We start from the raw sequence: 13427 nt of genomic DNA, 5'->3' as shown, positions 1-13427 counted from the left end.
GGAGCCGCGCCCCGCGGCGAATGCCATGGGCAACGCCGAAATAACTCAATGGCTGCAATCGATTCGCCCCGAGGCGGGGCTCCTAAGCGTGTTCGGTCGTTCACTCTGGTGCTGCGTGATGGCTTGCACGGGATGCAACTCGATTTTGCGACATCGCCTTTTTATGGTCGCTGCTGATTGAGTCGATGCTGCTGTGTAGCGGTCAAAACGATGTCCTGTTAGCCGGAGTGTGACCATGGCCTTTAGCATCAACCCTGTTAAGTGTTCGAGCAAACAGCTGCGCCGGGTGGCCCGCGGGCGGCTGGACAAGGCCGTCAAGGCCGTACAGAGCGGCAGCAGCGAAGGTGTGCACGACGCCCGCAAGCGCCTGAAAGAGCTGCGCGCCTTGCTGCGGCTGGTGCGTGAACCGCTGGGGGCGGCGCGTTTTTCGGCCCTGAACCAGCGCCTAGGCGACACCGCCAGGCAGCTTTCCAGTGCTCGTGATGCCGTGGCGATGGTGGAAAGCTGGGACGCGCTGGTGCGCCATGAGCCGGCCCGTTTTGCCGCCGCGGCCATGGCCAGCGTGCGTGAGCGTTTGCAGGCGCGGGTCAGTGCCGGGGTAGGGCAGCCGCCCGAGCGTGACAGTCTGATCGCCGCGCTGCAGCAGACCGCCACCGAGGTCGCCGAGTGGCGGATCAAGGGCAAGGGTTTCAGCCTGTTCGAGGAGGGGTTGCTGCGCAGCTACCGCGCAGGCCGGGCGGCCCTGCGCAGGGTGCGCTGCGAGCCTGGCGATGAGGCCTTGCACGACTGGCGCAAGCGGGTGAAGGACCACGGCTACCATGCGCGTTTGCTGCACCAGGCCTGGCCGCAGCACTGCAACAGTTGGCATGCCTCGCTCAGCCTGCTGGCGGAAAAGCTGGGTGACTACCAGGACCTGAGCGTGATGCAAACGCTGTTGGCCGAGCAGCCCGAGCTGTTTGGCGATGTGTTGATGCGTGCCAGTATTGCCGAGGGCATCAGCCATCGGCGTGTCGTGCTGCACCACGAGGCGCTTGACCTGGGCCGCCGCCTGTACGCAGAAAAGCCCAGTGCCCTGGTAGCACGTTGGGCGCTTTACTGGCGTGTGGCCCGGCGAGCGTGAGGGACGACAGCAGTATCTTTTATCCTCAGGCGTTTACACTGAGGGTCTCGCTCTCATCGACCCAAAGGACTGAGCCATGATCCAGCAGAGCCTCGCCGAGGTTTTCGGCTTCACCCAATTGCGCCCCGGGCAGGATGCCGTGGTCAGCGCTGTTATGGCCGGGCGTTCGGCCGCGGCAATCTTCCCCACCGGTTCGGGCAAGTCGCTGTGCTACCAGCTGCCTGCGCTGCACCTGCCGCACCTGACCCTGGTGATCTCGCCCTTGCTGGCGCTGATGCAGGACCAGCTGGCGTTTCTGCACGCCCGCGGTATCAGCGCCGCCAGTATCGACTCGGCGCAAAGCCGCGAGGACGCCAGCGCGGTGATGGCCAGCGCCAAGGCCGGCGAGCTGAAGATTCTGATGATCTCGGTCGAGCGTCTGAAGAACGAACGCTTCCGCACCTTTATCGCCCAGGTACCGATCTCCCTGCTGGTGATCGACGAGGCGCACTGCATCTCCGAGTGGGGCCATAACTTCCGCCCGGACTACCTCAAGCTGCCGGACTATCAACGTCAGTTCAACATCCCCCAGGTACTGTTGCTCACTGCCACGGCGACGCCGCAGGTGGTGGCCGATATGCAGCAGAAGTTCGCCATTGCCGCTGCAGACGTGGTCACCACCGGTTTCTACCGACCCAACCTCAACCTGCTGGTGGAGCCGGTCAGCGGGCGTGACAAGCAGCGCCGCCTGGAGCAGTGGTTGCTGGCCAAGGCCGGGCAACCGAGCATCGTCTACGTCACCCAGCAGAAGACCGCCGAGCAGGTGGCCGAGCGCCTCAGCCAGCAGGGGTTTGCCGCCAGTGCCTACCACGCCGGCATGGCCCACGAAGCACGCGAGGCGATCCAGCGCCAGTTTATGGCCGGGCAGGTCAACTGCATCGTTGCCACCATCGCCTTCGGTATGGGCATCGACAAGAGCGACATCCGCAACGTCGTGCACTTCGACCTGCCGAAATCCATCGAGAACTACAGCCAGGAGATCGGCCGCGCCGGCCGCGATGGTCAACCCTCGGATTGCCTGGTGCTGGCCAACCGCGACAGCCTCAACGTGCTGGAAAACTTCGTCTACGGCGATACGCCGGAGCTGGATGGCATTCGCTGTGTGCTCGATGAGCTGCTCAACAGCAGTCACAACGGCGAGTGGGAGCTGATGCTCAACCAACTCTCCGAGCAGAGCAATATCCGCCAGTTACCGCTCAAGACCCTGCTGGTGCAGCTGGAACTGCGTGGCATCATCGCCCCGCGTTACGCCTACTTTGCCGAGTACCGCTTCAAGTACCTGATCGAGCCACAGGCGTTGCTGGATAAGTTCGAGGGCGAGCGGCGGCAGTTCGTCGAGGCCATCGCCAGCACCTCGGCGCGGGCACGGACCTGGTGCACGCTGGATTTCGAGACGCTGTACAGCCAGCACCAGGCCGAGCGCGGCCGGGTGATCAAGGCGTTGGACTTCTTTCAGGAGCGCGGCTGGATCGAGCTGGAAAGCAAGCAGATGACCGAGGTCTACGCGCTGCTCGATGGCCGTTTCGATCCCGCCGCCCTGGCCGAGGAGCTGCATGCGCACTTTCGTGCCCATGAGGCCAGCGAGATCACCCGCATCCAGGCCCTGCTCGGGCTGTTCGAGAGTCGCGAATGCCTGAGCCGGCGCCTGGCGCTGTACTTTGGCGACAAGCAGGCGCCCGAGCGTTGTGGGCATTGCTCGGTGTGCCAGGGGCGCGTTGCCAGATTGCCCGCGCCGCCGGATTTGCCGCCGCTGAGCGCACGCGACCCCGAGGCGCTGTGCGCGGCCTTGGCCGAGCGGCATATGCAGCACTGTGCTCAGGCACCGAGCAGTGAGTGCATGACGCGCTTTCTCTGCGGTGTCACCACGCCGCTACTGACCAAGCTCAAGGCGCGGCAACTGCCAGGTTTCGCCGTACTGGAAGATTATCCCTACGCCGACGTACGCGCCTGGCTGGACAAGTAGGGCGCGATGCGCGCACCAATGCGCACCCTACTGGCTGCGCTGTCCTTCGCCCAGCGTCCAGGCAATCAGCTCGCTGGCCAGGCGATCGCCGGCCTGGCCGAAGGCCGCCACAACCGCGTCGACCGATGGATCTGCCGTCGGCTGACGCACCTCGAAGCGTTGGCTGGCGACAATCTGCTGGCTACTGGCCTGGACCAGGCGCGCTTCCAGCACGATATGCACCGCCGGTTGGCCAGCGTGGTACTCGCTCTGGAAGGCGCGCAGGTCACTGCTCAGGACCAGGTCGGCGGCCAGCCGGGCGTCGTCGCTGCTCACCGCCGCTACTCGGCCGTCGCTACGGATGGCGTCGACCAGCCGATCACGCAACAGGATCGGTGCGCGGTCGCTCCAGCGCGCGCCCTGGTAGGCCGCGACCTGGGCGCCGCCCGGCAGCACGGCGATGCGCGGGCTGTCGAGCAACTGGTTGCTGTAGGGCTTGTCCACACGCAGGCTCCAGGCCACCTGGCCGGCAGCTGCCTGATTGACCGTGGGGCTTGCCGGCAGCAGGTAGTAGGTCAGCGGTTCACTCTTGGGCAGCACCGAGCAGGCGCCGAGCAGGGCGCTCAGGGCCAGCGCTGTCAGGGCGGCGATACGATTCATGGTTGGAACTCCTTGATGCTGTCGCTGCGCAGCAGGTAGCCCGCCGGGTCTTCTTCCAGTCGCCGGGAAAAGTTGCGCAGCGAGCCCAGGGTGTCGCGCAGTTCGGTGATCGCCGGGCCGATCTCGGCAAAGCTCTGCAGGCCGCCGTCGACGGCGTCGCGGTTGTCGGCCAGCAGGCGCTCGATCTGCGTGCTGCTGCGCTCCAGCGAGGTCATCAACTGGCGCGCGCTGGCGAAGGCTTCGCGGCCTTCGCCGTCGAGCAACTGGTTGGCGCTGCGCATCGCCTGGCTGGCCTCGCGGCTGAGCTGGCTGATCTGCTGCAGGGCCTGAGCCAGCTCGTCGCGCTGCTCGGCCACGGCGCCGGTGATCTTCTCCAGATGGTCGAGGGTCTGGCTGACGCGCTGGCTGTTCTCGCGCGAGAACATCTGGTTGGCGCGGTCGAGCAGGCGAGTGATGCTGATCATCAGGTCTTCGCCGCCGGCCATCAGCCGGGAGAATGGCGAGCGGTCGGCGATGATGATCGGCGGTTCGCCATTTTCGCTGGTCAGGTTCGGGCTCTCCGGGGTGCCACCCTCCATCTGGATGACGGCGGCGCCGGTGATATTGGTGACCGCCAGGCGCGCCCGGGTGTCCTGCTTGATCGGCGTCTGCCCGGTGATGCGGACGCGCGCGCGCACGGTGCGTGGGTCTTGCGGGTCGAGGCCGAGGGCGATCACTTCGCCGATCTTGATCCCGCTGTACTGCACCGCACTGCCCTGGGATAGACCGCTGACGTTGTCGTTGAACACCACCTCGTAGTCGGTGAAGTCGCTGTCGCTGCCCGAATGGCTCAGCCACAGGCCAAACAGCAGCGCGGCCGCGGCCACCAGCACGGTGAACAAGCCGATCAGAACATGGTGGGCTCGGGTTTCCATCAGCTGCTCCCTGGCACGCCTGTGGCGGCCTGTGTGGCGGCGCGTCCGCGCGGGCCATGAAAGTATTCGCGAATCCAGGCATCGTCGGTGTCGGCCACCACGTCGAGGCGGTCGGCGACCAGCACCTGCTTGCGCGCCAACACGGCAACGCGGTCGCACAGGCTGTAGAGGGTGTCGAGGTCGTGGGTGACCAGGAACACGCTCAGACCGAGGGCGTCGCGCAGGGTGCCGATCAACTGGTCGAAGGCCGCCGCGCCAATTGGGTCGAGGCCGGCGGTGGGTTCGTCAAGAAACAGAATGTCCGGCTCCAGCGCCAGGGCGCGCGCCAGGGCAGCCCGTTTGACCATGCCACCGGACAATTCGGTGGGGTATTTATCGCCGGCGTTGCTCGGCAGACCGACCAGGGCGACCTTGACCCGCGCCAGGCGCTCGGCGGCCTCACGGCTGAGTTTGGCGTGCTCGATCAGCGGCAGGGCGATGTTCTCCAGCACCGTAAGCGAGGAGAACAGCGCACCGCGCTGGTAGAGCACGCCGAAGCGTCGTTCCAGTAGTGAGCGACGCTCGCCCGACAGGCTCAACAGGTCTTCGCCGAACACTGTGATGCGTCCGGCGCTGGGCTCGCGCAGGCCGACGATGCTGCGCAGCAGCACCGACTTGCCGGTGCCCGAACCGCCGACCACGCCCAGTACTTCACCGCGATACAGGTCCAGGTTGAGGTGCTCGTGCACCACCTGGGCGCCGAAGCGATTGCCCAGGTCGCGCACTTCGATGATCGCTTCGCCGCTCACCAGCCCATCTCCATCAAGAACAGCGCGGCGATGGCGTCGAGCAGGATCACCACGAAAATCGACTGCACCACCGCCGAGGTGGTGTGCTCACCCACCGACTGCGCGCTGCCGCTGACCTTGAAGCCTTCCAGGCAGCCGATCACGGCGATCAGAAAGGCGAAGATCGGTGCTTTGAGCATGCCGACCAGGAAGTGGTTGAGGCCGATGTCCTCCTGCAGGATGGCCAGGAAGCGCACCAGCGGAATATCCAGGGTCAGGGCGCAGACCACCGCACCGCCGAAAATACCGCTGAGCATGGCGACGAAGGTCAGCATTGGCAGGGCCAGGAGCAGGGCGAACACCCGCGGCAGGACCAGCAACTCGATGGGGCTCAGGCCCAGGGTGCGGATCGCGTCGATCTCTTCGTTGGCCTTCATCGAACCGATCTGCGCAGTGAAGGCGCTGGCGGTGCGCCCGGCCATGAGGATGGCCGTGAGCAGCACGCCGAATTCGCGCAAAAACGAGAAGGCCACCAGGTCGACGGTGTAAATGCTGGCGCCGAAGTCGGCGAGTACGGTCGCACCGAGAAAGGCCACCACAGCGCCGACCAGAAAGGTCAGCAGGGCCACGATGGGCACGGCGTTGAGGCCGGTTTGCTCCAGGTGTGCGGCCAGGGCGGTGAGGCGCCAGCGTTTGGGCCGCAGCAGCACGCTGACCAGGGTACTCAGGGTCAGGCCGATAAAACCGAGCAACGCCACCAGGTGTTGCCAGATCGTCAGGGTGGCCTCGCCGATGTGCGCGAATACATCCCCGAGGGCGCTGCCGGCTTTCGCATGCGCTGGCGCCTCGTTGTCGGCCATGGCCTGACCGATGGTCTGCAGCAGCGCGCGGCGCTCACGGGACAGGTCCGGCGCGTCAGCGGCGAGCTCGGCCAGGCGCCCGGCGCCCAATAACTCCACCAGCAAGGCCGCGCCCGCCGTATCGAGGGCGCCGAGGTCGCTGAGGTCGACACGCACTTCGGCGTCGAGCTGGCTGCGCAGGGCATCGACCTGGGGCAGCAGCTGGGCGTAATGAGCCAGGGTCCAGTCACCGCCGATACGCAGACGTGCCTCGGTGTGCGAGGCGGTCGCAGCGGGCGATTGCAGGTAGGGGGCTGTACTCATGGGCGCAGCTTACTGGCTCAGCGCTCTGGCGCAAAGCTGCGCGGTATGTCGAGGCTGGGTAACGCGCAAGCACCGCTGGCGTCCGCGGATGCTGTGATTGGCGTTGAATCACAGGACATGCTGAACCTCCCGCGTATTGGCGCCTCGAATGACTACACCCTATGCAAGTGAGGAATACCATGCAGATTCACGTCAACAGCAACCACATCGAGGGCAGCGCCCGTCTTCAGGCCTGGATCGAGGCTAGCGTCGGCGAGCGCCTGGAGCGTTTCGATGATTTGCTGACCCGTGTTGAAGTGCATGTCAGCGACGAGAACGGCGCCAAGGCCGGAGACGACGACAAGCGTTGCCAGATCGAAGCGCGGCCCAAAGGGCATCAGCCGCTGTCGGTAACCCATAAGGCGGCCTCACTCGACCAGGCGGTGGACGGTGCCGCTGAGAAGATGCGCCACGCCCTTGAGCACCTGATGGGTAAACTCGACGCCAAGGTGCTGTCCGCCGGTGAGCTGAACGATCCGCTGCTCGAAGAGTCGCCTGAGCAGGTCAAGGATGCTCTGTTACAGGAGGAGTTTCTCGCCCGCCAGGAGGCCCTCGGCAAGGAGTGAGCCTGCTTCGCTGTGATTAGGGGCTGTTAGCGTTTTCGTCGTCAGCCGCGTTGTTGCGAACGAAACGTCAACAGACGCCTAGGTGCGGCATTGATGCTTCTCGTAGGAGCCGCGCCTCGCGGCGAATAGTGGCCATCCAGCGATACCGCAGGAAAGTCCAAACGCTCGCGCCGGGGCGACGCTTCTACGGGAGTTGCTAGTCCCGCCGAGCGCAGCCATTGTGGCAGACTCGGTGGGACCACTCTTTGGACTATGCCTGATGACCGACCTTTCTCTGCAGGACCAGGCCGCGCCAGACGGGGTCTGCTACGGCTGTGGCAGCAGCAACCCCCACGGCCTGCACCTGAAAAGCCACTGGGATGCCGAACAGGCCCATGTCATTTCCGAGTACCAGCCGGACGCCCGCTACTGCGGCTGGCCCGAGCTGGTTTATGGCGGCCTGATCGCCATGCTGGTCGACTGCCATTCCAACTGGACTGCCATGGCCTTTCACTACCGCGCCGAACAGCGCGGGCTTGAGAGCCTGCCGCGCATTGAGTGCGTTACCGGGCACCTGGGCATCCGCTTTATCAAACCGACGCCCATGGGTGTGCCGCTGCAACTGCGGGCCTGGGTAGAAGGCGAGGTCGCGCGCAAAAGCCGGGTGATCTGCGAGTTGTACGCCGGCGGCGTTATGACTGCCTGCGGTGACTCGACTTTTGTACGAGTCGAGGCCGCCGCCCTCGGGGCTCAGGCCCACGGGCGCTAGTGTCACGACAAAAATCAAATGTCGGTAAATTCAGAACTGCATGGGTGGGGCCGGGCGGCGTTCTGCTTTAGCAGCGATGCTTTCAGCGCCTTCAAGGATTATCGCGAATAAATTCGCTCCTACAGAGAGCGACATTTGATTCGTGTCACGACCCTATCCAGCCACCGCCACTATCTCTTCGATCAGCCACTGCAGCGCTGCATCGCGTCCGCGCTGGGCCAGGCTGACGATTTCCAGGTGAAACGGGCCTAGGGCAAAGGGCAGGTCGAACAATTGCAGTGGCAGTAGCGCGGCGAAGTGGTTGGCCAGGGCGGTGGGTAGCACCGCCGCCAGTTCGCTGCCGGCAACTATATGGGCCGCCTGCAAGTAGTTTGGTGTGGTGTAGAGAATCTGCCGCGACAACCCCTGTTCCCCCAGCCACTGGTCGACCATGCCGCGGGTCTGGCCGCCGTGTACCCACAGATGACGCAGGCGCAGGAAGGCCGCCAGGTCCGGCTGTGCCTGCAACTGTGGATGCTCGCGACGCAGCGCCAGCTTGAGGGTTTCGCTCATCCAATGCTGGCGGGCGAAGCGTGCAGGGATTTCATCGAAGCGGCCCAGCACCAGATCCAACTCGCCCTTGTCCAGGGCATCCATTGGCAGGCCTGGGCTGAGGTGGCGAATATCAATGCCGATCCCTGGCGCGCGCCTGCTCAGGCGCTCAAGCAAGCGCGGCATGCACACCAGCTCAACGTAGTCGGTGACGGCGATGCTAAAGCGCTGGCGGCTCTCGCCGGGCTCGAACACCTCTCCCGCACTGAGGCTCTGTTGCAACTGGCGTAATGCGTTGCGGATTGGCGCCTCCAGGGCCAACGCGCGCGGGGTGGGCTGCATACGCCGGCCGACGCGCACCAACAACGGGTCATCGAGCAGTTGGCGCAAGCGATTGAGCGCATTGCTCACCGCCGGCTGGCTCAGCGCCAGGCGTTCGGCCGCGCGCGAGACGTTCTGCTCACGCAGCAGGGCATCGAGTACGCGCAGCAGGTTGAGGTCGAAGTTGGAGAAATTCATAGGCTGAATATGTCGTATCACAAGACTAAATTTCAAAAATAGTAGTCGCTTGCTTATCGTGACCCAAACTTTTCTGTTCGTGCACGAGAGGAACAACAATGAACAACATCGTCTCGCCGCTTCGCTGCGCCGCCGTCATCGGCGCCGGCACCATGGGCCGCGGCATCGTCATCAGCCTGGCCAACGCCGGCCTGCGCGTGCTCTGGCTGGATAACAACCCGCAGATGGTCGAAGCAGGCCTCGAGATGGCCGAGCAGACCTGGGCGCAGAATGTCGCCAAGGGTCGTATCGATGCGGCCGAGGCGGCGGCGCGGCGGGCTCGAGTCGAGGCGGCGGACGGTTACCCGGCGCTGGCCGAGGCCGACCTGGTGATCGAGGCGGTGTACGAGAACCTCGCCCTCAAGCAGCAGATCTTTCGTGAGCTGGATGGGCTGATAAAGCCCGGCGCGATCCTCGCCAGCAACACCTCGGCGCTGGATATCGACGCCATCGCCGCCGTCACCTCGCGTCCTGAGGCGGTGCTGGGCCTGCATTTCTTCAGTCCGGCGCACATCATGAAACTGCTGGAGATCGTGCGCGGCGCCAAGGCTGCCCCGGCGGTGCTGGAGGCCGCCCAGGAGCTGGGCGTGCGCATGGGCAAGGTGGCGGTGGTGGCTGGCAACTGCCATGGCTTTATCGGCAACCGCATGCTGCACACCTATGTGCGCGAGGCGCGCATGCTGCTGCTCGAAGGTGCCTGGGCGCATCAGGTCGACGCCGCGCTGCAGGGCTTCGGCTTTGCCATGGGGCCGTTCCGTATGTACGACGTGGTCGGTATCGACCTCGAATGGCGCGCCCGCGAGCTGGCTGGGCAGGGCCAGGACGATGTGGCCGTGCAGGTGGACAACCGCCTGTGCGAGCAGGGCCGCTTTGGCCAGAAGAGCGGCAAGGGCTACTACCTGTATGCCCCCGGCAGCCGCCAGGCCGAGCATGACCCCGAGGTAGACGCCCTGGTGCTGGCCGAGTCCGAGCGCCTGGGCTTCGTCCGCCGAGAGATCGGCCGCGAGGAAATCCTCGAGCGCTGCCTGCTGGCGCTGGTCAACGAGGGCGCGAAGATTCTTGAAGAGCAGATCGCCGCCAACAGCCACGACATCGATCTGGTCTACCTCAACGGTTACGGTTTTCCCGCCGAGCGTGGCGGGCCGATGGCCTGGGCTGACGGCGAGGGTGTTGGCGCCATCCGCCAGCGCCTGCTGCACCTGCGCGAGCGCTTGGGCAGCCACTGGCAGCCAGCAGAGCTTATCGATCGCCTGGCAGCGGCTGGCAAACGATTCGCCGACGTGCAGGAGGGCCGGGCATGAGCTACCAGGCGCCGCTGCGTGATATGCGTTTTGTGTTGCACGAACTGTTCGATGCCACCGCTCACTGCGAGCGTTTAGGCAATGGCCTGGACCGCGAACTGATCGACGGTGTGCTGGAGGAGGCCGCGGCCTTTGCAGCCGGCGAGATCGCCCCGCTCAATCGCAACAGCGATGAGCAGGGCTGCCAACTGCAGGACGGCCAGGTCAGGACGCCAACGGGGTTTGCCGACGCCTATCGGCAATACGTGGACAACGGCTGGGCGAGCATGACCGGGCCGGTGGCGTTTGGCGGCCAGGGCTTCCCGCAGTTGGTGGCCTTTGCCTTCCACGAGATGCTGATGGGCGCATCGCTGTCCTTCCGCGTGTACTCCGGGCTGACCGAAGGCGCCGTGCTGGCGTTGCACAAGCACGGCAGCGACACGCTCAAGCAGAGCTACCTGGCGAAACTGGTCAGTGGCCAGTGGGCCGGCACCATGTGCCTGACCGAACCCCAGGCCGGCACCGACCTGGCCCTGTTGCGCACCCGCGCCGAGCCGCAGGCGGACGGCAGCTTCAAGGTCACGGGCAGCAAGATCTTTATCAGCGGCGGTGAGCAGGACTTGTCCGAGAACATCATCCATCTGGTGCTGGCGCGCCTGCCGGATGCGCCGGCCGGGGTGAAGGGCATCTCGCTGCTGCTGGTGCCGAAGTTTATCGTTAGCGCCGACGGCGGCCTGGGCGTGCGCAATACGCTGAGCTGTGGCGCCCTCGAACACAAAATGGGCATCAAAGGCGCCGCCACCTGCGTGATGAACTTCGACGGAGCCAGCGCCTGGCTGGTGGGCGAGGCCAACCAGGGCCTGGCCTGCATGTTCACCATGATGAACGACGCGCGCTTTCAGGTTGGTCTGCAGGGCCTCGGTATCGCCGAGGCGGCCTTCCAGGGCGCGCTGCGCTATGCCCGTGAGCGCCTGCAGTCACGGGGCCTGGCCGGGGTGCAGGCGCCGGACAAGGCGGCTGATCCGATTATCGTGCACCCGGACGTGCGGCGCATGCTGTTGACCCAGAAGACCCTGGCCGAAGGCTGCCGCATGCTCGCCGCCTACACTGCGCGCCAGCTCGATCTGGAGCACGGCGCCGAGACGACTGAGGCGCGCAAGGCGGCCGGCAAGCGCGCGGCGCTGCTGATCCCGATCGTCAAGGCGTTCTTCACCGACATGGGCCAGGAAGTGGCCAGCCATGGCGTACAGGTCTACGGCGGCCACGGTTTTATCCGCGAGTGGGGCATGGAGCAACTGATGCGCGACAGCCGCATCACCCAGCTCTACGAGGGTACTAACGGCATCCAGGCGCTGGACTATATTCGTCGCAAGGTACTGGGTGATGGCGGCGCCGAGTTGTCGGCGCTGCAGGCCGAGCTCAGTGAGCTGTGCGATGCCCAGGCCACACGCCCGACACTGGCGCAGATGGCGGCCGTGGTACAGAGCCGTCTGGGTGAGTGGCGCGAGCTGAGTGCCGAGGTGCTGAGTGTGTGCCAGCGCGACCCGCAGGAGATCGGTGCCACCTCGGTGGACTTTCTGCAGTACTCGGCCTATGTGCTGCTCGCCGGCTTTTGGCTGCAGGCTGCCGCACGGGCGCAGGATGCGCTGGAGGCGGGCAGTGCTGAGGCGGGGTTCTACCAGGCCAAGCTGCAGAGCGCCGATTTCTACCTACGCCGTGTGCTACCGCGTGCCAGTGGTCACCGCGAAGCACTGCTGGGCGGGGCGGATTGCCTGATGGCAATGCCGGAAGGGAGTTTCGCGTTTTAGCCGCGGGCCATTGGTGCGCACAGCGCACCCTGCGCATAACCCTGTAGGGTGCGCTGTGCGCACCGAATTATGCCAAACAACAAGAGGAGCACTGCATGCATCCCTTCAGCTTTGCCACCACCGCGCAGATCCTCTGCGAGTCTGGCGCCAGCCTGCGTCTAGCCGAGTTATGCCGTGAGCGCGGTGCGCAGCGCGTGTTGATCGTTACCGACCCCGGCATTACTCGCCTCGGCTTGCTCGCGCCGCTGCTGCCAGGCTTTGCTGCTGCCGGCATCGGCGTTGAGGTGTTCGATCAGGTGCTGGCCGACCCACCCGAGGCTATTGTCCTGGCGGCCGTTGAGCAGGCCCGTGCCCTGGGCGCCGAACTGGTAGTTGGCTTTGGCGGCGGCAGCTCGATGGACGTGGCCAAGCTGGTGGCGCTGCTGGCTCATCCGCAGTGCAAGCAGACGTTGAGCGAGACCTATGGCGTGGGCAATGCGCGCGGGCGGCGCTTGCCGCTGATCCAGGTGCCGACCACCGCGGGCACCGGCTCGGAGGTGACGCCGATTGCCATCATCACCACCGGCGAAACGACCAAGATGGGCGTGGTCTCGCCGCTGCTGCTGCCGGACCTGGCCCTGCTCGACGCCGACCTGACCCTCGGCCTGCCACCCGCAGTCACTGCGGCCACCGGCATCGACGCCATGGTCCATGCCATCGAGGCCTACACCAGTGCGCTGAAAAAGAACCCGCTGTCCGACCTGCTGGCGCGCGAAGCGCTGCGCCTGCTGGCGGCCAATCTCGACGAAGCCGTGCACAACGGCGGCAACCGTGAGGCACGCCAGGCCATGCTGCTCGGCGCCTGCCTGGCCGGCCAGGCGTTCGCCAATGCACCTGTGGCCGCGGTGCATGCGCTGGCCTACCCGCTGGGTGGGCATTTCCATATTCCCCATGGGCTGAGCAACGCCCTGGTGCTGCCCCATGTGTTGGGCTTCAACGCTTCGGTGGCCGCGCCGCTGTATGCCGAGTTGGCGCCGCTGGTGCTGGGCGACTCGCTGTGTGCCGGTAGCGAGTTGGAACGCACCGAGCAGTTTTTGCAGGCATTGGCCGATTTCAGCGTGCGCAGCGGCCTGCCCACGCGCCTGCGCGATGCCGGGGTGAGTGAGGCGATGTTGCCGACCCTGGCGGCCGACGCCATGCTGCAGCAGCGTCTGCTGGTGAATAATCCGCGCACGATCAACGAGCAGCAGGCGCTGGCTATTTACCAGGCCGCCTATTGAATACGGTCGCGGCTAAAGCCCCTCCCACAAAGG

General features: G+C 65.5%; 12 protein-coding genes. 7 read left to right on the top strand and 5 right to left on the bottom strand.

What is annotated here, in order from left to right; genetic code table 11:
• Positions 1-235: 235 nt before the first annotated feature.
• Together BMW49_RS05790 and BMW49_RS05785 are read left to right on the top strand one after the other, a co-directional pair.
• Positions 236-1120 (top strand): CHAD domain-containing protein, encoded by an 885-nt coding sequence (locus BMW49_RS05790; protein WP_069516391.1) that lies wholly within the window; start codon positions 236-238, stop codon positions 1118-1120.
• 76 nt (positions 1121-1196) lie between these two features.
• Positions 1197-3122 (top strand): RecQ family ATP-dependent DNA helicase, encoded by a 1926-nt coding sequence (locus BMW49_RS05785; protein WP_069516390.1) that lies wholly within the window; start codon positions 1197-1199, stop codon positions 3120-3122.
• 27 nt (positions 3123-3149) lie between these two features.
• On the opposite strand, the gene BMW49_RS05780 is transcribed toward BMW49_RS05785, so the two are convergent.
• From BMW49_RS05780 to BMW49_RS05765, 4 genes are read right to left on the bottom strand one after another with little or no spacing between them, the layout of a single operon-like run.
• On the bottom strand, positions 3150-3761 hold the full coding sequence (locus tag BMW49_RS05780) for an ABC-type transport auxiliary lipoprotein family protein (RefSeq protein WP_069516389.1): 612 nt from the start codon (positions 3759-3761) through the stop codon (positions 3150-3152).
• A complete protein-coding gene (locus BMW49_RS05775; protein WP_069516388.1) occupies positions 3758-4675 on the bottom strand; it encodes an MlaD family protein in 918 nt (305 codons plus the stop codon). Before BMW49_RS05775 ends, BMW49_RS05780 begins: the two co-directional genes overlap by 4 nt.
• The gene (locus tag BMW49_RS05770; protein ID WP_069516387.1) at positions 4675-5463 is read right to left on the bottom strand and encodes an ABC transporter ATP-binding protein; all 789 of its coding nucleotides are present in this window, start codon (positions 5461-5463) and stop codon (positions 4675-4677) included. The genes BMW49_RS05775 and BMW49_RS05770 overlap by 1 nt, the downstream gene beginning before the upstream one ends.
• Entirely contained in the window at positions 5460-6605 is a 1146-nt protein-coding gene (locus BMW49_RS05765) for an ABC transporter permease (protein ID WP_069516386.1), read from the bottom strand. Before BMW49_RS05765 ends, BMW49_RS05770 begins: the two co-directional genes overlap by 4 nt.
• Positions 6606-6784: 179 nt before the next feature.
• Between BMW49_RS05765 and BMW49_RS05760 the strand changes: the two genes are divergently transcribed.
• On the top strand, positions 6785-7210 hold the full coding sequence (locus BMW49_RS05760; RefSeq protein WP_069516385.1) for an HPF/RaiA family ribosome-associated protein: 426 nt from the start codon (positions 6785-6787) through the stop codon (positions 7208-7210).
• Positions 7211-7469: 259 nt separating this feature from the next.
• Positions 7470-7958 carry a PaaI family thioesterase gene (locus BMW49_RS05755; protein ID WP_069516384.1) on the top strand — a complete coding sequence of 163 codons (489 nt, stop codon included), beginning with the start codon at positions 7470-7472 and terminating at the stop codon, positions 7956-7958.
• Between the two features lie 153 nt (positions 7959-8111).
• Here the strand turns inward: BMW49_RS05755 and BMW49_RS05750 are convergent, their stop codons facing one another.
• Positions 8112-9008: a LysR family transcriptional regulator gene (locus tag BMW49_RS05750; protein ID WP_069516383.1), complete on the bottom strand. Its 897-nt coding sequence runs from the start codon at positions 9006-9008 to the stop codon at positions 8112-8114.
• A 98-nt stretch (positions 9009-9106) separates the two neighbouring features.
• Here BMW49_RS05750 and BMW49_RS05745 point away from each other — a divergent pair, with 98 nt between their 5' ends.
• From BMW49_RS05745 to BMW49_RS05735, 3 genes are all read left to right on the top strand, one after another.
• On the top strand, positions 9107-10348 hold the full coding sequence (locus tag BMW49_RS05745) for a 3-hydroxyacyl-CoA dehydrogenase (protein WP_069516382.1): 1242 nt from the start codon (positions 9107-9109) through the stop codon (positions 10346-10348).
• On the top strand, positions 10345-12135 hold the full coding sequence (locus BMW49_RS05740; protein WP_069516381.1) for an acyl-CoA dehydrogenase C-terminal domain-containing protein: 1791 nt from the start codon (positions 10345-10347) through the stop codon (positions 12133-12135). Before BMW49_RS05745 ends, BMW49_RS05740 begins: the two co-directional genes overlap by 4 nt.
• 95 nt (positions 12136-12230) lie before the next feature.
• On the top strand, positions 12231-13394 hold the full coding sequence (locus tag BMW49_RS05735) for an iron-containing alcohol dehydrogenase (protein ID WP_069516380.1): 1164 nt from the start codon (positions 12231-12233) through the stop codon (positions 13392-13394).
• Positions 13395-13427 lie beyond the last annotated feature (33 nt).

Origin of the sequence: Pseudomonas cuatrocienegasensis (assembly GCF_900110925.1) — a bacterium.
GTDB lineage: Bacteria > Pseudomonadota > Gammaproteobacteria > Pseudomonadales > Pseudomonadaceae > Aquipseudomonas > Aquipseudomonas cuatrocienegasensis.
Note: the sequence above shows the minus strand (reverse complement) of the source record. Positions and strands in the feature narration are given on the sequence as shown.